The sequence below is a fragment of the Vibrio cidicii genome, from assembly GCF_009665415.1.
GTDB classification, from domain to species: Bacteria; Pseudomonadota; Gammaproteobacteria; order Enterobacterales; family Vibrionaceae; genus Vibrio; species Vibrio cidicii.
Map to the genome: position 1 here is coordinate 1,330,493 of NZ_CP035921.1, position 23,398 is coordinate 1,353,890.

The window sequence follows — 23,398 nt, forward strand, 5'->3', positions numbered from 1 at the left end:
AACCATATCAATCTGTGTGAACACTCATCGCAATAATCATCATATAAGGAGGTGATCCAGCGCCAGGTTCCCCTAGCGCTACCTTGTTACGACTTCACCCCAGTCATGAACCACAAAGTGGTGAGCGTCCTCCCCGAAAGGTTAAACTACCCACTTCTTTTGCAGCCCACTCCCATGGTGTGACGGGCGGTGTGTACAAGGCCCGGGAACGTATTCACCGTGGCATTCTGATCCACGATTACTAGCGATTCCGACTTCATGGAGTCGAGTTGCAGACTCCAATCCGGACTACGACGCACTTTTTGGGATTCGCTCACTTTCGCAAGTTGGCCGCCCTCTGTATGCGCCATTGTAGCACGTGTGTAGCCCTACTCGTAAGGGCCATGATGACTTGACGTCGTCCCCACCTTCCTCCGGTTTATCACCGGCAGTCTCCCTGGAGTTCCCACCATTACGTGCTGGCAAACAAGGATAAGGGTTGCGCTCGTTGCGGGACTTAACCCAACATTTCACAACACGAGCTGACGACAGCCATGCAGCACCTGTCTCAGAGCTCCCGAAGGCACTCCAGCGTCTCCGCCAGATTCTCTGGATGTCAAGAGTAGGTAAGGTTCTTCGCGTTGCATCGAATTAAACCACATGCTCCACCGCTTGTGCGGGCCCCCGTCAATTCATTTGAGTTTTAATCTTGCGACCGTACTCCCCAGGCGGTCTACTTAACGCGTTAGCTCCGAAAGCCACGGCTCAAGGCCACAACCTCCAAGTAGACATCGTTTACGGCGTGGACTACCAGGGTATCTAATCCTGTTTGCTCCCCACGCTTTCGCATCTGAGTGTCAGTATCTGTCCAGGGGGCCGCCTTCGCCACCGGTATTCCTTCAGATCTCTACGCATTTCACCGCTACACCTGAAATTCTACCCCCCTCTACAGTACTCTAGTCTGCCAGTTTCAAATGCAATTCCCAGGTTGAGCCCGGGGCTTTCACATCTGACTTAACAAACCACCTGCATGCGCTTTACGCCCAGTAATTCCGATTAACGCTCGCACCCTCCGTATTACCGCGGCTGCTGGCACGGAGTTAGCCGGTGCTTCTTCTGTAGGTAACGTCAAATGATAGCGCTATTAACACTACCACCTTCCTCCCTACTGAAAGTGCTTTACAACCCGAAGGCCTTCTTCACACACGCGGCATGGCTGCATCAGGCTTGCGCCCATTGTGCAATATTCCCCACTGCTGCCTCCCGTAGGAGTCTGGACCGTGTCTCAGTTCCAGTGTGGCTGATCATCCTCTCAGACCAGCTAGGGATCGTCGCCTTGGTGAGCCCTTACCTCACCAACTAGCTAATCCCACCTGGGCATATCCTGACGCGAGAGGCCCGAAGGTCCCCCTCTTTGGCCCGTAGGCATCATGCGGTATTAGCCATCGTTTCCAATGGTTATCCCCCACATCAGGGCAATTTCCCAGGCATTACTCACCCGTCCGCCGCTCGCCACCCGAGAAACAAGTTTCTCTGTGCTGCCGCTCGACTTGCATGTGTTAGGCCTGCCGCCAGCGTTCAATCTGAGCCATGATCAAACTCTTCAATTAAAAGTTTTTTGAAGCTTTCGCTTCGGCTCAATGAATACTGATAAGTTTCTAGTCCCTAGAAGCTAGTTACTAGAAAACTTGAATTGACTGTGCTCGATACCGAAGTATCAAATTGGTCACTCAGTTCATTGATAAATCTTTTGCGATTATCATCAACGAGTGCCCACACAGATTGATAGGTTTATATTGTTAAAGAGCTTTGCCTTCAGCGCCTTAGCACTTAAGCAGGACGCGTATAATACGCGACTGACTTTGTAAGTCAACATAAAACTCTAATTTTTTAGAACTTTATGGTGACTCGTCTATTGCTAGACCAGTCGGACCTTTTGTCTTCACTTTTAAAAAAGTGAAAATAAATAGGAGCCTGGCGATGTTCTACTCTCACATGGGGAAGCCCCACACTACCATCGACGCTGTTTCGTTTCACTTCTGAGTTCGGGATGGAATCAGGTGGGTCCAAAACGCTATGGTCGCCAAGCAAATTCTTTCTCTCTATTTCTAGAGAATAATCTGGAAAGCTGTTTTCTGTTCTCTACACATTCAATGTTCTTACATCGAGTCCACCAAAACCCTTTGGGTGTTGTATGGTTAAGCCTCACGGGCAATTAGTACAGGTTAGCTCAACGCCTCACAGCGCTTACACACCCTGCCTATCAACGTTCTAGTCTCGAACAACCCTTTAGGACAGTTAAACTGCCAGGGAAGACTCATCTCAGGGCTCGCTTCCCGCTTAGATGCTTTCAGCGGTTATCGATTCCGAACTTAGCTACCGGGCAATGCGTCTGGCGACACAACCCGAACACCAGAGGTTCGTCCACTCCGGTCCTCTCGTACTAGGAGCAGCCCCCTTCAATCTTCCAACGCCCACGGCAGATAGGGACCGAACTGTCTCACGACGTTCTAAACCCAGCTCGCGTACCACTTTAAATGGCGAACAGCCATACCCTTGGGACCGACTTCAGCCCCAGGATGTGATGAGCCGACATCGAGGTGCCAAACACCGCCGTCGATATGAACTCTTGGGCGGTATCAGCCTGTTATCCCCGGAGTACCTTTTATCCGTTGAGCGATGGCCCTTCCATTCAGAACCACCGGATCACTATGACCTGCTTTCGCACCTGCTCGAACCGTCATTCTCGCAGTTAAGCGGGCTTATGCCATTGCACTAACCTCACGATGTCCAACCGTGATTAGCCCACCTTCGTGCTCCTCCGTTACTCTTTGGGAGGAGACCGCCCCAGTCAAACTACCCACCAGGCACTGTCCGCGACCCCGATAAGGGGCCAACGTTAGAACATCAAACATACAAGGGTGGTATTTCAAGGACGGCTCCAACGCAACTGGCGTCACGTCTTCAAAGCCTCCCACCTATCCTACACATGTAGGTTCAATGTTCAGTGCCAAGCTGTAGTAAAGGTTCACGGGGTCTTTCCGTCTAGCCGCGGGTACACTGCATCTTCACAGCGATTTCAATTTCACTGAGTCTCGGGTGGAGACAGCGTGGCCATCATTACGCCATTCGTGCAGGTCGGAACTTACCCGACAAGGAATTTCGCTACCTTAGGACCGTTATAGTTACGGCCGCCGTTTACCGGGGCTTCGATCAAGAGCTTCGCTTACGCTAACCCCATCAATTAACCTTCCGGCACCGGGCAGGCGTCACACCGTATACGTCATCTTACGATTTTGCACAGTGCTGTGTTTTTAATAAACAGTTGCAGCCACCTGGTATCTGCGACTCTCGTCAGCTCCATCCGCGAGGGACTTCACCATCAAGAGCGTACCTTCTCCCGAAGTTACGGTACCATTTTGCCTAGTTCCTTCACCCGAGTTCTCTCAAGCGCCTTGGTATTCTCTACCCGACCACCTGTGTCGGTTTGGGGTACGATTCCATCAAATCTGAAGCTTAGAGGCTTTTCCTGGAAGCATGGCATCAATGACTTCACTGCCGTAGCAGCTCGACGTCGTGTCTCAGCCTATCGAGTGTCCGGATTTACCTAAACACTCAGCCTACGCACTTGAACCAGGACAACCGTCGCCTGGCCCACCTAGCCTTCTCCGTCCCCCCATCGCAATTTGATCGAGTACGGGAATATTAACCCGTTTCCCATCGACTACGCCTTTCGGCCTCGCCTTAGGGGTCGACTCACCCTGCCCCGATTAACGTTGGACAGGAACCCTTGGTCTTCCGGCGGGGAGGTTTTTCACCCCCCTTGTCGTTACTCATGTCAGCATTCGCACTTCTGATACCTCCAGCATGCTTTACAACACACCTTCAACGGCTTACAGAACGCTCCCCTACCCAATGTTCAAAGAACATTGCCGCAGCTTCGGTTTACAACTTAGCCCCGTTACATCTTCCGCGCAGGCCGACTCGACTAGTGAGCTATTACGCTTTCTTTAAATGATGGCTGCTTCTAAGCCAACATCCTAGCTGTCTAAGCCTTCCCACATCGTTTCCCACTTAGCTGTAATTTGGGACCTTAGCTGGCGGTCTGGGTTGTTTCCCTCTCCACGACGGACGTTAGCACCCGCCGTGTGTCTCCCGGATAGTACTTACTGGTATTCGGAGTTTGCAAAGGGTTGGTAAGTCGGGATGACCCCCTAGCCTTAACAGTGCTCTACCCCCAGTAGTATTCGTCCGAGGCGCTACCTAAATAGCTTTCGGGGAGAACCAGCTATCTCCGAGTTTGATTGGCCTTTCACCCCTAGCCACAAGTCATCCGCTAATTTTTCAACATTAGTCGGTTCGGTCCTCCAGTTGATGTTACTCAACCTTCAACCTGCCCATGGCTAGATCACTCGGTTTCGGGTCTAATGCTAGCAACTATACGCCCAGTTAAGACTCGGTTTCCCTACGGCTCCCCTAGATGGTTAACCTTGCTACTAACATTAAGTCGCTGACCCATTATACAAAAGGTACGCAGTCACACCACGAAGGTGCTCCTACTGCTTGTACGTACACGGTTTCAGGTTCTATTTCACTCCCCTCACAGGGGTTCTTTTCGCCTTTCCCTCACGGTACTGGTTCACTATCGGTCAGTCAGGAGTATTTAGCCTTGGAGGATGGTCCCCCCATATTCAGACAGGATAACACGTGTCCCGCCCTACTCGATTTCACTGAACATGCGCCTATAACTACGGGACTATCACCCGGTATCGTTGGCCTTTCCAGACCATTCGTCTAACGCATGTAAAGCTTAAGGGCTAATCCAATTTCGCTCGCCGCTACTTTCGGAATCTCGGTTGATTTCTTTTCCTCGGGGTACTTAGATGTTTCAGTTCTCCCGGTTCGCTTCGCTGCACTATGTATTCATGCAGCGATACTGGCTTATGCCAGTGGGTTTCCCCATTCGGAAATCGGTGACTCAAGTGGCTCTTACTGCCTCATCACCGCTTATCGCAAGTTAGTACGTCCTTCATCGCCTCTGACTGCCAAGGCATCCACCGTGTACGCTTAGTCACTTAACCATACAACCCGAAAGGGTCTTTACGTTAAACAACCAAGGTTGCTATCTCATTATTTGAATGAGCGAGATAGCTTTGATTTGCCGGACTCAATTTTGAATCGTCACTTAAAAGTGACATTCCCAAGAACACTTGAATGTGTTTTGTTGGTGCTTGTCTTAAAGACAAACATTGAGAACTTTACAAACAACAATAAATTGTTGTTTTGTCAGCTTTCCAAATTGTTAAAGAGCAATAATAGCTCGAAGCATTTGCTTCAAAACCATCAATCTGTGTGAACACTCATCGCAATAATCATCGTATAAGGAGGTGATCCAGCGCCAGGTTCCCCTAGCGCTACCTTGTTACGACTTCACCCCAGTCATGAACCACAAAGTGGTGAGCGTCCTCCCGAAGGTTAAACTACCCACTTCTTTTGCAGCCCACTCCCATGGTGTGACGGGCGGTGTGTACAAGGCCCGGGAACGTATTCACCGTGGCATTCTGATCCACGATTACTAGCGATTCCGACTTCATGGAGTCGAGTTGCAGACTCCAATCCGGACTACGACGCACTTTTTGGGATTCGCTCACTTTCGCAAGTTGGCCGCCCTCTGTATGCGCCATTGTAGCACGTGTGTAGCCCTACTCGTAAGGGCCATGATGACTTGACGTCGTCCCCACCTTCCTCCGGTTTATCACCGGCAGTCTCCCTGGAGTTCCCACCATTACGTGCTGGCAAACAAGGATAAGGGTTGCGCTCGTTGCGGGACTTAACCCAACATTTCACAACACGAGCTGACGACAGCCATGCAGCACCTGTCTCAGAGCTCCCGAAGGCACTCCAGCGTCTCCGCTAGATTCTCTGGATGTCAAGAGTAGGTAAGGTTCTTCGCGTTGCATCGAATTAAACCACATGCTCCACCGCTTGTGCGGGCCCCCGTCAATTCATTTGAGTTTTAATCTTGCGACCGTACTCCCCAGGCGGTCTACTTAACGCGTTAGCTCCGAAAGCCACGGCTCAAGGCCACAACCTCCAAGTAGACATCGTTTACGGCGTGGACTACCAGGGTATCTAATCCTGTTTGCTCCCCACGCTTTCGCATCTGAGTGTCAGTATCTGTCCAGGGGGCCGCCTTCGCCACCGGTATTCCTTCAGATCTCTACGCATTTCACCGCTACACCTGAAATTCTACCCCCCTCTACAGTACTCTAGTTTGCCAGTTTCAAATGCAATTCCCAGGTTGAGCCCGGGGCTTTCACATCTGACTTAACAAACCACCTGCATGCGCTTTACGCCCAGTAATTCCGATTAACGCTCGCACCCTCCGTATTACCGCGGCTGCTGGCACGGAGTTAGCCGGTGCTTCTTCTGTAGGTAACGTCAAATGATAGCGCTATTAACACTACCACCTTCCTCCCTACTGAAAGTGCTTTACAACCCGAAGGCCTTCTTCACACACGCGGCATGGCTGCATCAGGCTTGCGCCCATTGTGCAATATTCCCCACTGCTGCCTCCCGTAGGAGTCTGGACCGTGTCTCAGTTCCAGTGTGGCTGATCATCCTCTCAGACCAGCTAGGGATCGTCGCCTTGGTGAGCCCTTACCTCACCAACTAGCTAATCCCACCTGGGCATATCCTGACGCGAGAGGCCCGAAGGTCCCCCTCTTTGGCCCGTAGGCATCATGCGGTATTAGCCATCGTTTCCAATGGTTATCCCCCACATCAGGGCAATTTCCCAGGCATTACTCACCCGTCCGCCGCTCGCCACCCGAGAAACAAGTTTCTCTGTGCTGCCGCTCGACTTGCATGTGTTAGGCCTGCCGCCAGCGTTCAATCTGAGCCATGATCAAACTCTTCAATTAAAAGTTTTTTGAAGCTTTCGCTTCGGCTCAATGAATACTGATAAGTTTCTAGTCCCTAGAAGCTAGTTACTAGAAAACTTGAATTGACTGTGCTCGATACCGAAGTATCAAATTGGTCACTCAGTTCATTGATAAATCTTTTGCGATTATCATCAACGAGTGCCCACACAGATTGATAGGTTTATATTTTTAAAGAGCTCTCTTCCTACTTCAGTGACTGAGTCACCGTGGAAGAGGCGGCCATTTTAGCGAGATAATTTTTAGTGTCAAACACTTTTTTCAAATCATTTCGTTTTTCTTTTTGGCCTGTCTGACTGGCTTTGAAACCTTGTGAGCCCTTGCCCTGTCGACAAGGCGGCATTATAGAGATCAGAATTACACTGGCAAGTACTTTTTATGAAAAAATGCAAAAATAACACTTAAGTGATGAATTAACGCTCAAAGCCTTATTTATCCAATTTTACCCCAAAGATTCGTACAGCTTATCCACAGAGTTATTCTTTTTAGCCCTTCGATCGCGGTGAGTCCACCCTTATATATAGAAGAAGCCGCTAGAGCGGCTTCTTCTATATTAGGCAGATTAGATACCTGACCCATCTTGCTCAGGAGACTCTTCATGCAGCCCACATTCGCGCTTCAAACCAAAGAATCGCGTTTCTTCTTCACTCATTCCCGGTTCCCACTTACGCGTGGTATGGGTATCACCAACCGACAGGTAGCCCTGATCCCAAAGCGGGTGATAAGGCAGATCGTTGTCTTTCAGGTAATAGTGGACATCTTTATTGGTCCAGTCGATCACCGGAAGGAATTTGAAGACGCCATTTTGTACCGCAAGAATCGGTAAGGTAGCCCGCGATTTCGACTGCTCACGGCGTAATCCCGAGAACCAAGTGCCGACTTCAAGCTCCTGCAGCGCACGGCGCATCGGTTCGACTTTATTAAGGCGATTATATTGCTCAATCCCCGTCACACCCTGTTCCCACAACTTACCAAAGCGCGCTTCCTGCCACGCTGACGATATTTCTGCACAATAGATCTTGAGATTCAGATCCAAACGCTCCGTCAGTTGGTCAATAAACTGGTAGGTTTCTGGAAACAGATAGCCCGTGTCGGTCAGGACCACAGGGACGTCCTTGTTGACTGACGTCACCAAATGCAGCATCACTGCCGCCTGAATGCCAAAGCTGGATGATACCGCATGAGTACCCGGAAGGTTTTCCAGCGCCCAAACGACACGCTCTTGCGCCGTGAGCGTTTCTAGATAAGCGTTAACCTCGGCCAAGCGGAGCGTTTGCTCCACCTTAGTCAATGTTAGCAACTCCGCCAGATTCGGAGCTGAGACGATCTCAGGCATAAAAATCCCTCTTAGACACGATCACTTCCTCAATGATGCCGCTGCGAATTGTAAAGTCACCAAACCCTTCACCCTCCTCACGCTCTTTAGCCCAACGGCCCACCAGCGTATCAATTTCTTCCAGGATCTGTTTGTCGGTGATGTTCTCTTTATACATCTTCGGCACACGAGTTCCTGCGCGGTTGCCACCGAGGTGCAAGTTGTAGCGGCCAGGCGCTTTACCCACGAGACCTATTTCAGCCAGCATCGCGCGTCCACAACCGTTCGGACAGCCAGTGACACGTAAAATGATGTTCTCTTCTTTGGGCAGCGCATGTTTTTCTAAAATGCCTTCGACCTGAGTGACAAACTCCGGCAGGAAGCGTTCAGCTTCAGCCATCGCCAGTGGGCAGGTTGGGAACGCCACACACGCCATCGAATTCTTACGCTGCTCGCTAACACTGCTGTCCATTAAGCCATGCGAGACTGCCAATGCTTCGATCGCGGCTTTTTGGTCGGCAGGCACACCAGCAATGATCAAATTCTGGTTTGCCGTCATACGGAAATCGCCTTGGTGAATCTTAGCAATTTCCGCCACGCCAGTTTTAAGCGGCTTACCCGGAAAATCTAACAGACGGCCGTTTTCAATGAACAACGTCAGGTGATGCTTACCATCAATGCCTTCTACCCAGCCGATGCGATCCCCGCGTTCGGTGAACTCGTATGGACGGCTTTCAGCAAAAGTGACGCCTGCGCGTTTTTCCACTTCCGCCTTAAAGACATCCACGCCAACACGATCCAGAGTGTATTTGGTTTTCGCATTCTTACGGTTTGAACGGTTACCCCAATCGCGTTGTGTTGTGACCACGGCAGCAGCCACGTCTAACGTTTTCTCCAGTGGAATAAAACCGAAGTCATCCGCGCGACGCGGATAAGTCGAGGTGTCACCATGCGTCATCGCCAGACCACCGCCCACCAGCACGTTAAAGCCAACCAGCTTGCCGTTGTCCGCAATCGCCACGAAGTTAAGATCGTTAGCATGCACGTCCACGTCATTTTGTGGCGGGATCACCACGGTCGTTTTGAATTTACGTGGTAAATAGTTGCTGCCCAGAATCGGTTCTTCATCGGTAGCTTCAACTTTCTCACCATCCAACCAGATTTCGGCATAAGCGCGCGTTTTTGGCAGCAGATGCTCACTGATTTTTTTTGCCCACTCGTACGCTTCTTGGTGCAGCTCAGATTCCACCGGGTTTGAGGTACATAGTACGTTACGGTTTACGTCACCCGCGGTCGCAATCGAATCGATACCGATGCTGTTGAGTGTCTGGTGCATCAGTTTAATGTTCGGTTTCAGAACGCCATGGAACTGAAACGTCTGGCGGGTCGTCAGACGGATACTGCCATACAGCGAGTGTTCGGTCGCAAACTTGTCGATCGCCAGCCACTGTTTGGGCTGGATGATGCCGCCCGGCATACGAGCACGCAGCATCACATTGTGCAGCGGCTCCAGTTTTTGTTTGGTACGTTCGTTGCGAATGTCACGGTCATCCTGCTGATACATGCCATGGAAGCGGATCAGTTGGAAGTTATCAGCGGTAAATCCGCCCGTGATGCGATCTTGCAGATCTTGTTCGATCGTACCACGTAGGAAATTACTTTCGCGCTTGAGACGTTCATTATCAGAAAGCGAGCCGAGTACTTCGCCAAGGACTTCCTGTACGTTGTTTTCAATCTTGCTGCTCATTAGTACACATCCCTCAGGTAACGTTTCGCTTTACGAAGCTCATTGAAATATTCTTCTGCTTTTTCACGTGTCAGGCCGCCTTGTTGCTGCGCGACGACGAGAAGCGCTTCATGGACATCTTTCGCCATGCGTGTGGCATCACCACAGATATAAACGTAGGCGTCATCTTGCAGCCATTGCCATACCTGCTCGGCCTGTTCCAACACACGGTGTTGCACGTACACTTTTTCATGTTGGTCACGGCTGAAGGCGACGTCCAAGCGAGTCAGCGCGCCCGACTTCAGGTATTTCTGCCATTCCACTTGGTAAAGGAAATCTTGGGTGAAGGTGCGATCGCCAAAGAACAACCAGCTCTTACCATCCGCTCCGCGGTTATCACGCTCTTGGATAAAGCTGCGGAACGGCGCAATACCAGTACCCGGGCCAATCATGATCACTGGCGTTGAATCATCTTGCGGCAGTTTGAAGTTGTTGTTGTGCTCGATGAACACTTTCACCGACTCACCTTCCTCCAAACGCTGCCCCAAAAAGCTGGACGCGCCGCCCTGACGCACTTCGCCATCCACATCGTATTCCACGATGCCAACCGTCAAGTGTACTTCTTCATCCACTTCCGACTGGCTGGATGCGATAGAGTACAGACGTGGCGTGAGGCGACGCAGCAGAGAAATCAACTGTTCCGCCGAGAGCTTGGTTTTCTTTTCTTTTAATACATCGACAATTTGCGTGTTCGCCGCGTATTCGCGTAGCTTGTCTTTGTCTTCCACCAGCTTTTGCAGTTTCTTACTGCCAGAGAGCTCGGCAAACTTAGTGACGAACTGCGGATTCGCCCCGGTAATTTCGTATTTGCTCACCAGTGCGCTATGCAGCGATAAACTCTCACCGTCAACTTCGACGCTTTCAACACCAGACAGCCCTGCCGCCGCCAACACAGCATTCGCCAGTTCTGCACTATTTTCATACCATACGCCCAACGCATCGCCCGGTTGATAAGTCAGACCCGAGTCTGCCAAATCGATTTCGATATGACGCACGTCCTTGCCCGAATCGCGGCCAGTGATTTTCTGGCTGGTCAGCAATGTCGCAGTGTAAGGATTTTGTTTGTTGTATTGAGAATGAGAAGTCGCAGCGTGACCAACAGGAAGCTGAACCACTTGAGCTTGACTGCTCACCAAGGCTTCTTTGACGCTTTCTAATGCTTTAGCGCGCCATTCGGCAGCAGGCGCATCGTAGTCCACATCACAATCTACGCGATCGATAAAGCGTGTCGCGCCCAGTTTTTCAAGGAAAGCATCGAAGTCTTTACCGGTTTGACAGAAGAACTCATAGCTCGAGTCACCCAAGCCAATCACACCGTATTGCAGGTTGGGCAGTTTTGGGGCTTTTTTCGATTGCAGGAATTCATGCAGTTCCAGCGCGTTGTCCGGCGCTTCGCCTTCACCATTGGTTGAAGCGACAAAGATCACATGCGTTTCTTTCGCCAGATCTTTACCTTTGTAATCACTGGCATCAAACAGTTGCACCGCGATACCAGCCGCCTGAGCTTCCTGCTCTAATGCTTCGGCCACACCTTTAGCGTTACCGGTTTGCGAAGCAAAGATAATGGTCAGCTTACCTGCAGGTTTTGCGGCGGTCAGTGCAGCCGCCTGAGTCAAAGGTGCTGAAGCGCCCGGAGTCTGAGACTGGCTTAGCCCCCAGAAATAACCACTCACCCAAGCCATTTGCTGAGGTGAGAGTTGTGAAATCGTTTGTTGCAGCTGGTTTAGCTGCGAGTCGTTGAGTGGGCTTGCAAGCCCAGCTAGCTCTTTTGGTATGGTATTTCCTGAAGACATTGTCACGACTTCCTTATTCATTGCGTGACGATAGATTAACCACTCCTTTTAATAACAAGAAAGAATAGATGAGCATGTTTTATAACTTTTTGGAAGTAAGAAAATGAGAAGCTAGCGGCCTTCGACTCTGACTTGCTGAAAGCCAACCGCGAGAGCGGATTTGGAAGCTTCATCTAAATCATCATAAAGACACTCACCACCATGGCTATCGGTGAGCAAGACAAAACCACCGCGAGCATGGCGAAACTCCACTACCCACGTACCTTCCTGAATTGATGGCTCGATAATCGCCTCCACCAATTGCTTTTCTCTGAATAAATTCCGTAGCTCAGTAATGGTCATCTTTGCCCCTGTCTGACTATGAATTAGTTTCTCAATAAGCATGGATGAGATTGGCCGTTATGCGAGGGAAATCGCTAGAGTTATAAAAAACAGATATAAAAAAAGGCCCCTTATAATTAGGTGGCCTCATTTGTCATCCATTCATTCACTAAAAGGCATTAAAAATGGTATTGCGCGCCTAGAAACCAACCGTTGGCAAAAATGAACGATTTCCCCAGAGACGAAGCAAACGTGTCCGATTCCAAATCAATCACGCGATACCCGGCACGCAGAGTCAACTGAGATTGCTCAAGCGGCATTTTGTACTGCATACCCGCCATCAAGTCGGTGCTCTTGATCCCTTTGCTGTCGCCAAAGTTCATTTCACCGATCACATCAAATTGAGTGTCTGGTACCGTGATTTCAGCGTAGCCGTACCAAGCCCAAATCAGTTCATCAAACGATTTTGCCCTAGCCCCAACCGTAGCTGCGTCTAAATATTTGCTGTTACTCAAATCGCTCACCGTGATACCCGCATCAAAATGCAATAAATCATGAGCCAGTACTTGGTAGTAAAACGTCGCTTCCAACTTATCAAAGGCCATGTAGTCAGCGTTCACCGACGAGAAGCGCAAACGCGCATTCGGCAAGTACTTGATTGGGTGTTCTAACGAAGCATACACAGTGCCAGTTACCACCGTATCGCGCTTCACTTCATTTACCTTGGTGCTGACGCTCCAAAACTCAGCGCCGGCGGTAAAATCAAGATCCGAGTCCGCAAGCGAAGGAAAGCTGAGAGACAAGGTGCAGGCTGCGGCCGATATTGCCAAGGTTCTAAGCATGAAACTGATACTCCGGTATAGCTAGATAAATGAGAGATAACGCTGAGGGCGGATCCTATCACACTCTCAGCGCACACTCCGCATAAAATCACCGGACCTTACGATTTACACTTTGGTGAGGCAACCACATGCTTAAAAAACCAAATACCTACTGCTATCACAATCAACCAAGGCAATAGTTTCAAGACAAATCCGAGCATGCCCAAAAGTAGCATCACCACCAGTGCTATCGCTGTTGCGGCAAAGACAGTCATCATTGTAATGCCTGTTACTAATAAGGTTGCCGCAAAGACCAGAATAAAAATCAACTCGAACATAGCCATTCTCCTTTGTTTTTATTCATCAGAGCAGGTTCCGTACCAAGTTTCAAAAAAATACAAGCTATTGATATAAAATAAAAAGCCAACCTAAAAATTGGAAACTTTCGGTTGGCTTTTTGAGAGAGATGGTGATATTTACCTGCTAGTGGTCAATTTTACACATCCAATTCCTGAGGGATCTTCGCCAGTGCTTGCTGAAGAACTTCAATACCTGAACCCGGTTTATGCGCATTTTCACTGATGTGACGACGCCATTGGCGTGCGCCCGGCATATTTTGGAACAACCCCAGCATGTGACGAGTCATGTGACCCAAGTACGCACCTTGAGCTAATTGCTGCTCAATGTAAGGGTACATCTCTTGCACGATCTGACGACGTTTCTTGATCGGCGCGTTAGAACCAAACAGCGCTTGATCTACCGAGGCTAGCAGATAAGGGCTTTGATAGGCTTCACGCCCAATCATCACGCCATCCAAATGTTGCAAATGCTCTTTGGCCTCTTCCAGCGACTTGACGCCACCATTGATGGCAATAGTCAAATGCGGGAAATCTTGCTTCAGTTGATACGCGCGAGGGTAATCCAATGGCGGGATTTCGCGATTCTCTTTCGGGCTCAAACCGCTGAGCCACGCTTTGCGTGCATGAATAGTGAACTGCTCACAACCACCTTTTTCTGCCACTATTGACACAAAATCGGTGAGAAACTGATAAGAGTCTTGATCATCGATACCAATACGGGTTTTCACCGTCACCGGAATATCCACCACCTCTTTCATCGCTGCAACGCAGTCTGCCACCAATTGCGGCTCAGCCATTAAGCACGCACCAAAACGACCATTTTGTACTCGATCAGATGGGCATCCAACGTTAAGGTTCACCTCATCATAGCCACGCTCTTGCGCCAACTTGGCACAAGTCGCGAGATCTTGTGGGTTTGAACCCCCCAACTGCAATGCAACCGGATGCTCTTCCTCGTTATATGCTAAAAAATCGCCTTTACCATGAATGATCGCACCCGTCGTCACCATTTCGGTGTAGAGTAGGGTCTCTTTGGTCATCAAACGGTGAAAATAACGGCAATGACGATCGGTCCAATCGAGCATGGGCGCGACAGAAAGGCGACAGGAGTGGGTCATGAGAGTTAATCCTACTAGTTCACAAAAGCTGGCCAATCAGAATAAGTAACGGCGCATCATCAAAGTGGTTGCACGGTTACGTATACCGATTGACTGAATATCAAATTTTGGGCCGATATTGTACTGGTTCACCGCAGCTTGTGCCACACTCGCTTTACCTGACGTGCTTTTCCATTTATCGTTGCAGCAGGTGGACGTTGCGAAAACGATTTGTGAGATTGACTAAGCGTTATTAGCAATTTTATTGGTTTCTCAACGATCTTCGTATAGAAATAGTTTATTATTAAGAAAGTCCAATTAATATGGTGAAAGATTTGGACCACACACTACTTGAGCAAATAGAAGGCCTGTGTTCGGCAAGAGGAGTCCGCCTGACTCCGCAACGTAAAAGAGTCTTTGAGCTGATCTGTTCAAATTCGAAAGCGTCCAGCGCCTATGACCTGCTGGAGCAATTAAAAGAGAGTGAACCTCAAGCCAAACCTCCAACCGTCTATCGCGCTTTAGATTTTTTAATGGAGCAGGGTTTTATTCATCGGGTTGAGTCAACCAACAGTTTTATCTCCTGCTGCTCATGCAACACGAAACAACATTTTTTCCAGCTACTAATTTGTGATAAATGTGGTGACGTCGTTGAACTTCAGGATGAGACACTGATATCCTTGTTGGCCAATAATGCTGAAAAGTATGGCTTTAAGCTGACCAATCAAGTGATTGAAACTCATGGTATCTGTAAAGCCTGTGCCTCACAGTGAAAGAAAAAGATTATAGAAGAACGTTATGCGCGCTGAATTTGTAAACCCGTTTTTAGCTTCTTTGATGAATGTTCTAAAAACGATGGCTTCACTGGAATTGAAGCCTCAGAAACCACGTATCAAAAAAGACGAAATCGCTCGTGGCGATGTTTCTGGCCTTATCGGAATGGTGGGGCAGCAAACTCGCGGCTCAATGTCGATTACGTTTGATGAATCTCTCGCGTTAGAGATCATGCAAAACATGCTGGGTGAGCGCCCCAACGGATTGAATGAAGAAGTGACCGACATGGTAGGCGAGATTACCAACATGGTGACTGGTGGCGCAAAACGTATTCTGGCAGAAAGCGGCTTTGACTTTGAGATGGCAACACCGATAGTGGTCTCTGGTAAAGGGCATACCATTCGTCACAAATGCGAAGGGTCGATCATCATCATGCCATTTGTCTCCCAATGGGGTAATGCCTTTATCGAAATCTGCTTTGAGTAAATGCAGATGATAAAAAATGAAAGGTTGATGTTTTTGACATCAACCTTTTTTGTGCACTTTATTTTTTCCTTACTGCACAGAGAAGACCAACATTGGCCTTCTCTCTTGCATCACACTTAGGCTTTAAACGCTTTGAATGCGTTGATTAAGCCGTTTGTTGAGCTGTCGTGTGAACTGATTTGAGACGCATCTGCAAGCTCAGGTAGGATTTGGTTAGCCAGTTGTTTACCTAGCTCCACGCCCCATTGGTCAAAGCTGAAGATGTTCCAGATAACACCCTGTACGAAGATTTTGTGTTCGTACATTGCGATCAAGTTACCCAGTGTACGAGGCGTAATTTGCTTCACTAGGATGGAGTTTGTTGGGCGGTTACCTTCAAACACTTTGAAAGGCGCAATCGCTGCCACTTCTTCAGCGTTCTTACCTGCTTTCACCAACTCTTCTTTCACGGTCTCTTCACTCTTACCAAACGCTAGTGCTTCAGTTTGCGCAAAGAAGTTCGACATCAGTTTTTGGTGATGATCGCTAGCTGGGTTGTGGCTGATGGCAGGTGCAATGAAGTCACATGGGATCAGTTTAGTGCCTTGGTGAATCAGTTGGTAAAACGCGTGCTGACCGTTGGTGCCAGGTTCGCCCCAAATAATAGGGCCAGTTTGGTAAGTCACCGCATTACCTTCACGGTCAACGTATTTACCGTTTGATTCCATGTTACCTTGCTGGAAGTACGCCGCGAAACGGTGCATGTACTGATCGTAAGGTAGAATAGCTTCTGATTCCGCACCGTGGAAGTTGTTGTACCAAATACCGATAAGCGCCAGGATCACAGGAATGTTGTTTTCAAGCTCGCTCGAAACAAAGTGCTTGTCCATCTCGTGAGCGCCATCCAGCAGCTCAACGAAGTTGTCATAACCTACCGCTAGCGCAATGGATAGACCGATCGCAGACCATAGTGAGTAACGACCACCCACCCAGTCCCAGAATTCGAACATATTCGCGGTATCAATACCGAACTCAGACACGGCTGTCGCGTTGGTGGAAAGCGCAGCAAAGTGCTTAGCCACGTGAGCTTGATCGCCTGCTGACTCTAAGAACCAATCACGAGCAGTGTGCGCGTTAGTCATGGTTTCTTGCGTGGTGAACGTCTTAGATGCGATCAAGAATAGCGTCGTTTCTGGATTCACTTTCTTCAACGTTTCAACGATGTGAGTGCCATCGACGTTAGAGACGAAGTGAAGGTTTAGATGATTTTTGTATGGTGCTAGAGCTTCCGTCACCATATAAGGGCCAAGGTCAGAACCACCGATACCGATGTTCACGATATCTGTAATTGCTTTACCTGTGTAACCTTTCCACTCACCGCCGATAACGCGATCGGTGAATGATTTCATTTTTTCTAGAACCGCGTTCACTGCTGGCATGACGTCTTCACCGTCTACCATGACTGGTGTATTAGCGCGGTTACGTAGTGCCGTGTGAAGAACAGCACGACCTTCAGTTTGGTTAATCGCTTCACCACTAAACATCGCGTCAATGGCCGACTTCAATTCGGTCTCTTTCGCCAAAGCAAACAGGTGCTTTAACGTTTCCTCATTGATAAGGTTCTTTGAGTAATCGACGAGGATGTCGGAGCCAAAGCGTGCAGAGTATTTGCCAAAACGCTCCGCGTCTTGAGCAAACAACGCTTTCAGGTCCATATCTTGTGCAGATTCGAAATGCGCGGTAAGCGCTTTCCACGCTTGTGTTTGCGTTGGATTGATATTTTTCAACATGGTCTCTATCCCGATGTTACAGTAGGTTCTATTCCTGACAGTCTAGCGAAAACTGTGGAATCCCCAATTTAGCAAAAAAGTTTTAGTGATTGTCCACCGCACAAGGCCGCATGACAATCTTGAATTGTAATTTTATTTCAGCATGCAATTATGACTGACTCTGCGTGCACCCACCTTGAGTTAAGTCACGTAAAGCAATATCAACCTGATGACGCCGAGGATTGACCAGCAACGGCGTGCTCTTGTGGTTTGCTTTTGCCAACAAAGATAGCCCTGAAAGCACTAATTGCCAAATAGAATATAAAGGAAGCACTATGTGGTTACAGAAAAGCATAACAATCAGCGCGAAAAAACGCGGCTTTCATCTGATCACTGATGAAATTGAACAACAAATGCCGCAGATATCATCTATCTCCGTTGGTTTGTTACATGTTTTCATTCAGCACACGTCGGCCAGTCTGACCATCAATGAGAATGCTGATCCAACGGTAAGAATGGACATGGAAAGCCACTTTAATCAGTTTGTCCCCGAACGAGCCCCTTATTATCGCCACGACTACGAAGGGGACGATGATATGCCTGCGCACATCAAAGCTTCCGTCTTGGGGAGCAGCGTGACGATTCCGATCCAACATGGCAGGCTCGCGTTGGGCACTTGGCAAGGCATCTATCTGGGAGAACATCGCGATCATGCTGGAGCGCGAACGTTGATTGTCACTTTGCACGGAGAAGAAGAGAAGTAAGCTTCTGGACAGGTGCGTTTAAAAAGGTTGATTCACCATCAGACGCAGTTGGCTTCCCTCACCACCCCAAGCCATTTCAGCTCGAACGATCAAGCCTTCGAGCTGCATGCGCACGCCGCCACCAGCACTCCACTTGAGACTATTGTGCAGCTCAAACAGATCCAGCTCATCACTACTCACTCGCCCCAGATCGACAAAGGCTACCCATTGCCACCATGGAATACTGTAACTATTGAGGAGTGACACCTCGCTCAGCGGTTGCCAATTGGGTAAAACCCGATATTCCGCGCTGTAATGGATCGCCGAGCGGCCGTGGAAACGCCCTGCAGGAAAACTTCTCAGCCGCTGCAAACCGCCTAAGCTGACCTGATCCAACTCGGGTGGGCGTTCACAGACAAACCGCTCATTACACTCGAACCACGTCGGCGTATCGGCAAAATAGAAATCGACCGCCAGTACCTGCTTTTCAAACGTCTCCTCCCATGAGCCCAGATCCCAAAACGCGTTGGCTTGATACTCATACTTCAACCAGCGATTATCGTTACCCCAATTTTCGTCGGCATAGCTGACCGCCACATTGGTGCGATAGCCATCAGAAGGGTCACGAACATCGTTGCGATTATCCCACTCCAATTGTACTTTGAGCCCGGTAGAATCGCTGTCACGGCTTGACATATTTTGCACCGATCGCGAGGTTTGAAACGGCTGAAAATCGAGGGAGGTAATGCCACTGCGGGCAGGAGAATGGCCTTTGATTTGGCGGCTGGGCTCAAAAGCGGCACGAGCACCGCGAAAAGCGGCGTGTCCCCACGGCACGATATAGCGAATCGACAAGCGATTGTTCGACTCCTCACCAGTTGCAATCGCTCGCTCATCACGGCTGGAATCATTGTCGCCAGCGCGGCGAAAGTAGTATTCGTTGTCGACGTATTTGCCTTGATACAACTCTGCACCGAGTAGCCAGTAATCACCAAACTGATAGTTGCTCGCCGCCAGATAGGTGAAGTAGCTGCCTCTGTCTGAGTAGGCTACGGCGCCAAACAGTGCAGCGTTCGACTGACCGAAATGTTTGACAGCGCCTGCCACACCGAGGGTATTTCCCATCCCTTCACTGGTGTAATAAAAAGGCGCAGCCGATGTATTCGGTAACCAGCCTGGCCAGCCGTCAGCCCAACTCACATTGGATATGGGCAGCACAAGAGGGAACAAAAACAAAAAATTCCGTTTCAGAGTTGTCATCATGATTATTCGCTGTAAGACATCTCCACACGAGACGTCAGTTTGGTCACCAGTTCATAGGCGATGGTGCCGATGTGTTGTGCCACCGCTTCTGAGGGCAAATCGGCCCCCCAAAGAATGGCTTCATCGCCCACTTCGTCAGCCGCATCAGGCCCTAAATCAACGGTCAACATGTCCATAGAGACTCGACCGGCGATCGGCACCTGGCGACCATTCACCAGCACGGGCGTACCATTGGGTGCGGTGCGCGGGTAGCCATCACCATAACCAATCGCAATCACGCCGACTTTGGTGTCGCGCGCGCTGGTCCAAGTCGCCCCATACCCCACCGACTCGCCCGCTTTCACTTCTCGCACCGCAATCAAATGCGACTTGAGAGTCATCACTGGTTTAAAGCCTAGCTCAGCGGCCGACTTATCGCCAAACGGCGACACGCCGTACATGATGATCCCGGGGCGCACCCATTCAAGCTGACTCTCTTGCCAAGCCAGCAGCCCAGCGGAAGCGGCCAATGAGCGCTCGCCATGACAGCCTTGAGTTAACGCCATAAACAGTTCAATTTGGTTACGCGTAGTCGCATTGTCCAACTCATCGGCGCAGCCAAAGTGGCTCATGTAACGCAGCGGTTTTGCCACATTCGGGCATTGATGCAAACGGGTGACAAAATCCTGATACTGCTCGGGGCGCACGCCAAGGCGATGCATGCCGCTGTCGATTTTGAGCCACACCACCACAGGTGTTTCCAGCTCAGCCGTTTCCAAGTCGCGCAACTGCTCTTCACAGTGCACCACGGTTTGAATGTTATTGGTGACTAACACAGGCAAATCGCCAGACGAGTAGAACCCTTCCAGCAGTAAGATCGGCTTCACCACCCCACACGCGCGCAGTTGCAACGCTTCTTCGATGCGCGCCACACCAAAGGCATCGGCACCAATGGCATGCTTAGCCACATGACGTAAACCGTGTCCATAGCCATTGGCCTTGACCACCGCCATCACTTTACTGTGAGGCGCAAGCTGTTTGATGCGCTGAAGATTGTGCTGTAGCGCGCTTAAATCGATGCACGCGGTAGCGGCTTTCATGTAGTTCATGGCGTTACTCTTCATCAAATACCGGGCCTGCGTAGTTATCAAAGCGCGACCACTGTCCTTGGAAAGTCAAACGCACTGAACCGATTGGACCGTTACGCTGTTTACCGATAATGATTTCAGCGGTGCCTTTGAGCGCACTGTCTGGGTGGTACACTTCGTCACGGTAGATAAACATGATCAAGTCAGCGTCCTGCTCGATAGAGCCGGATTCACGCAGATCCGAGTTGACTGGGCGTTTGTCGGCACGCTGCTCTAGCGAGCGGTTAAGCTGCGACAGCGCGACCACAGGAACGTTGAGCTCTTTGGCCAACGCTTTGAGTGAGCGGGAAATCTCGGCGATTTCCAAAGTACGGTTATCCGACAGCGCTGGCACACGCATCAACTGCAGGTAGTCGACCATGATCATCGACAAACCGCCGTGTTCACGCGCCACCCGACGTGCACGCGAGCGCACTTCGGTTGGCGTCAGAGCGGAGCTGTCATCGATGTACATGTTTTTCTTCTCCATCAAAATGCCCATGGTCGAAGAAATGCGAGCCCAATCTTCGTCATCCAGTTGCCCGGTACGAATTTTGGTTTGGTCGACGCGAGAGAGTGACGCCAGCATACGCATCATGATCTGTTCCGCTGGCATCTCCAGCGAGAAGATCAGCACGGGTTTCTCTTGCTTCATCGCTGCGTTTTCACACAAGTTCATCGCAAAGGTGGTTTTACCCATCGACGGACGCGCCGCGACAATGATCAGATCCGAACCTTGCAGGCCCGCGGTTTTCTTGTTGAGGTCGGTAAAACCGGTATCAACCCCAGTGACACCATCCTGCGGCGTTTTGTACAACAGCTCGATACGTTCAAGTGTTTTTTCTAGGATGGAATCGACGTTCTGTGGCCCTTCGTTTTCGCTGGTGCGCTCTTCGGCAATCGCGAATACTTTACTTTCGGCGAGATCGAGCAGATCTTCTGAACTGCGACCTTGCGGATCATAACCCGCGTCAGCAATCTCATTTGCCACGCCGATCAAATTACGAATTAACGCACGTTCTGCAACGATGTCAGCATAAGCATTGATGTTCGCCGCACTTGGGGTATTTTTGGCCAAATCGGCTAAATAAGCGAAGCCGCCCACGTCGTCGAGCTGTTCGCGACGCTCCAAATATTCAGACAGCGTAATCAAATCGAGCGGCTTACTCTCTTCTAAAATGCTTTTTATCGCATCAAAGATCAGCCGGTGCGGTCGGCTGTAAAAATCTTTACTCACGACACGCTCGGCCACCGTATCCCAGCGTTCATTATCCAGCAGTAAGCCACCCAGCACCGATTGCTCGGCTTCCAACGAGTGGGGAGGGACTTTTATTGCATCAACTTGGCTATCTACGATTTTACGAGTTCGATTCTCCGCCATGACTACACTCAACAACTTATATTTACCGCCATTATACTCAAAATGGCCTGAGATGCTCGTTTCACACGATAGAGTTTACCGTTCAAACAACAAGTTTTGACTTAGATCTGACGCAGTTTTCCCGTCCTCTTCGTACTATCCCGGCTGCCTGTTTTTCTACTTATGAGGTCTTTGTGTCCACACGCTGGTTTTATTGCCTAAGCTTGCTCGCAAGCCTGTCAGCTTATGCTGAAGAAAATCCGGATAAGGACATCGACATTCCCTCTCCTTTCAAAACTGAAGTGGAGTTTGGTTATCAAGCACACTCGGGAAATACCGACTCGCAGGCGCTCAACGCCCGATTAAATGGTGAATACACCTCAGGACGACATCGTTCCAACGGCGAATGGAAGTTTTATAACCTATATAAAAACGGGAAAGAGGATAAACGTACATCAACCTACAGTGCGCAGACCGACTATAAGCTCGGCCCTAAAACCTACCTATACGGCAGTTTTAAAGGGGTTGATTCACGCTACAGCGCCTACTTTAAGGATTACACCCTCTCCGGCGGTTTGGGTTATCAATTTGCTAGCACCGACACGTTTGTTTTGGAATTGGAGATTGGCCCCGGCTTTCGCTATCAGGAACCCAATTTGGATGAGATTGACGATGACGACATTATCTTCCCTGATATCGTCGAAGAGGGTATTTTCCGTGGCAATATGAAGACCAGTTGGCAAGCGCTAGACAATCTTCGTTTCGCTGCCGATATCACCGTGGTGACAGGCCGCAGCAATACCCGCACCGATAGTGAGCTGAGTTTGACCAACAACATCACCGAAGCCATCGCACTTAAGATTGCCCACTCCCGCCAGTATCACGATAAAGTGCCTGAAGGACTCAACAAAGCCGACAGCGTATTGTCGATTAATTTGTTGTTTGTATTCTAAGGTATTGAACCCATGCCGAGTTTTATGCCTTTGAGCCAAAACCGAAGTATAAAAAAAGCACCTGCGAGCAGGTGCTTTTAAAATCGTCTTGATACTGAAATTAGTCAGCAGCAACAACTTGTAGTTTAACGGTCGCGAACACTTCAGAGTGAAGTTGAACGCTGATCTCGAACTCACCAGTTGTACGTAGTGCACCTTCAGGAAGGCGAACTTCGCTCTTAGCAACTTCAACGCCAGCTGCAGTGATTGCATCAGCGATGTCACGAGTACCGATAGAACCGAACAGTTTGCCTTCGTCACCCGCTTTAGATGCGATAACAACCGCTTCTAGAGCTTCAACTTTCTCAGCGCGTGCTTGTGCAGCAGCTAGTTGCTCAGCAACTTTCGCTTCAAGTTCAGCACGACGTGCTTCGAACATTTCAACGTTGCCTTTAGTAGCCATAACTGCTTTACCCTGTGGGATAAGGAAGTTACGAGCGTAACCAGACTTAACGCTTACTGTGTCGCCCAGGCTGCCTAGGTTACCGATTTTATCAAGTAGAATAACTTGCAT

At 49.6% G+C, this 23,398-nt stretch carries 16 protein-coding genes and 4 rRNA genes; 4 read left to right on the forward strand and 16 right to left on the reverse strand.

What is annotated here, in order from left to right:
- Positions 1–44: 44 nt before the first annotated feature.
- The 11 genes from EWA64_RS07070 to dusA form a co-directional block, all read right to left on the reverse strand.
- Positions 45–1,589, reverse strand: a 16S ribosomal RNA gene (locus EWA64_RS07070).
- 362 nt (positions 1,590–1,951) lie between these two features.
- Positions 1,952–2,067, reverse strand: a 5S ribosomal RNA gene (gene rrf / locus EWA64_RS07075).
- 106 nt (positions 2,068–2,173) lie between these two features.
- Positions 2,174–5,060, reverse strand: a 23S ribosomal RNA gene (locus EWA64_RS07080).
- A 299-nt stretch (positions 5,061–5,359) separates the two neighbouring features.
- Positions 5,360–6,902, reverse strand: a 16S ribosomal RNA gene (locus EWA64_RS07085).
- Together the 16S, 23S and 5S rRNA genes form the textbook arrangement of a ribosomal RNA operon.
- Before the next feature lie 580 nt (positions 6,903–7,482).
- Positions 7,483–8,256, reverse strand: coding sequence for a phosphoadenylyl-sulfate reductase (locus tag EWA64_RS07090; RefSeq protein ID WP_061895847.1), 774 nt, complete (start codon positions 8,254–8,256; stop codon positions 7,483–7,485).
- Positions 8,249–9,982, reverse strand: coding sequence for an assimilatory sulfite reductase (NADPH) hemoprotein subunit (gene cysI, locus EWA64_RS07095; protein WP_061895846.1), 1,734 nt, complete (start codon positions 9,980–9,982; stop codon positions 8,249–8,251). Before cysI ends, EWA64_RS07090 begins: the two co-directional genes overlap by 8 nt.
- Positions 9,982–11,835 carry an assimilatory sulfite reductase (NADPH) flavoprotein subunit gene (locus tag EWA64_RS07100; protein WP_170320365.1) on the reverse strand — a complete coding sequence of 618 codons (1,854 nt, stop codon included), beginning with the start codon at positions 11,833–11,835 and terminating at the stop codon, positions 9,982–9,984. Before EWA64_RS07100 ends, cysI begins: the two co-directional genes overlap by 1 nt.
- Positions 11,836–11,925: 90 nt before the next feature.
- Positions 11,926–12,156, reverse strand: coding sequence for a hypothetical protein (locus EWA64_RS07105; RefSeq protein ID WP_039423273.1), 231 nt, complete (start codon positions 12,154–12,156; stop codon positions 11,926–11,928).
- A 158-nt stretch (positions 12,157–12,314) separates the two neighbouring features.
- Positions 12,315–12,977, reverse strand: a complete 663-nt coding sequence (locus EWA64_RS07110; protein ID WP_061895844.1) for a TIGR04219 family outer membrane beta-barrel protein — start codon at positions 12,975–12,977, stop codon at positions 12,315–12,317.
- Between the two features lie 98 nt (positions 12,978–13,075).
- Complete coding sequence (pspG, locus tag EWA64_RS07115; RefSeq protein ID WP_045569742.1) at positions 13,076–13,294, reverse strand: envelope stress response protein PspG; 219 nt, start codon at positions 13,292–13,294, stop codon at positions 13,076–13,078.
- Positions 13,295–13,452: 158 nt separating this feature from the next.
- Entirely contained in the window at positions 13,453–14,433 is a 981-nt protein-coding gene (gene dusA, locus EWA64_RS07120) for a tRNA dihydrouridine(20/20a) synthase DusA (RefSeq protein WP_061895843.1), read from the reverse strand.
- Positions 14,434–14,735: 302 nt separating this feature from the next.
- Between dusA and zur the strand changes: the two genes are divergently transcribed.
- Positions 14,736–15,185, forward strand: a complete 450-nt coding sequence (gene zur, locus EWA64_RS07125) for a zinc uptake transcriptional repressor Zur (RefSeq protein WP_061895842.1) — start codon at positions 14,736–14,738, stop codon at positions 15,183–15,185.
- Between the two features lie 25 nt (positions 15,186–15,210).
- Positions 15,211–15,672: a chemotaxis protein CheX gene (locus EWA64_RS07130; RefSeq protein WP_045569744.1), complete on the forward strand. Its 462-nt coding sequence runs from the start codon at positions 15,211–15,213 to the stop codon at positions 15,670–15,672.
- 116 nt (positions 15,673–15,788) lie between these two features.
- Here the strand turns inward: EWA64_RS07130 and pgi are convergent, their stop codons facing one another.
- Positions 15,789–17,441, reverse strand: a complete 1,653-nt coding sequence (gene pgi, locus EWA64_RS07135; protein ID WP_061895841.1) for a glucose-6-phosphate isomerase — start codon at positions 17,439–17,441, stop codon at positions 15,789–15,791.
- 314 nt (positions 17,442–17,755) lie between these two features.
- Between pgi and EWA64_RS07140 the strand changes: the two genes are divergently transcribed.
- Entirely contained in the window at positions 17,756–18,184 is a 429-nt protein-coding gene (locus tag EWA64_RS07140) for a secondary thiamine-phosphate synthase enzyme YjbQ (RefSeq protein ID WP_061895840.1), read from the forward strand.
- A gap of 18 nt (positions 18,185–18,202) precedes the next feature.
- On the opposite strand, the gene EWA64_RS07145 is transcribed toward EWA64_RS07140, so the two are convergent.
- From EWA64_RS07145 to EWA64_RS07155, 3 genes are read right to left on the reverse strand one after another with little or no spacing between them, the layout of a single operon-like run.
- A complete protein-coding gene (locus EWA64_RS07145) occupies positions 18,203–19,426 on the reverse strand; it encodes a BamA/TamA family outer membrane protein (protein ID WP_065860348.1) in 1,224 nt (407 codons plus the stop codon).
- A 2-nt stretch (positions 19,427–19,428) separates the two neighbouring features.
- Complete coding sequence (gene alr, locus EWA64_RS07150) at positions 19,429–20,514, reverse strand: alanine racemase (protein WP_197467450.1); 1,086 nt, start codon at positions 20,512–20,514, stop codon at positions 19,429–19,431.
- A gap of 4 nt (positions 20,515–20,518) precedes the next feature.
- Complete coding sequence (locus EWA64_RS07155) at positions 20,519–21,913, reverse strand: replicative DNA helicase (RefSeq protein ID WP_061895839.1); 1,395 nt, start codon at positions 21,911–21,913, stop codon at positions 20,519–20,521.
- Between the two features lie 173 nt (positions 21,914–22,086).
- Here EWA64_RS07155 and EWA64_RS07160 point away from each other — a divergent pair, with 173 nt between their 5' ends.
- Positions 22,087–22,845, forward strand: a complete 759-nt coding sequence (locus tag EWA64_RS07160; RefSeq protein WP_061895838.1) for a DUF481 domain-containing protein — start codon at positions 22,087–22,089, stop codon at positions 22,843–22,845.
- 100 nt (positions 22,846–22,945) lie between these two features.
- Here the strand turns inward: EWA64_RS07160 and rplI are convergent, their stop codons facing one another.
- Positions 22,946–23,398 carry a 50S ribosomal protein L9 gene (gene rplI / locus EWA64_RS07165; RefSeq protein ID WP_061895837.1) on the reverse strand — a complete coding sequence of 151 codons (453 nt, stop codon included), beginning with the start codon at positions 23,396–23,398 and terminating at the stop codon, positions 22,946–22,948.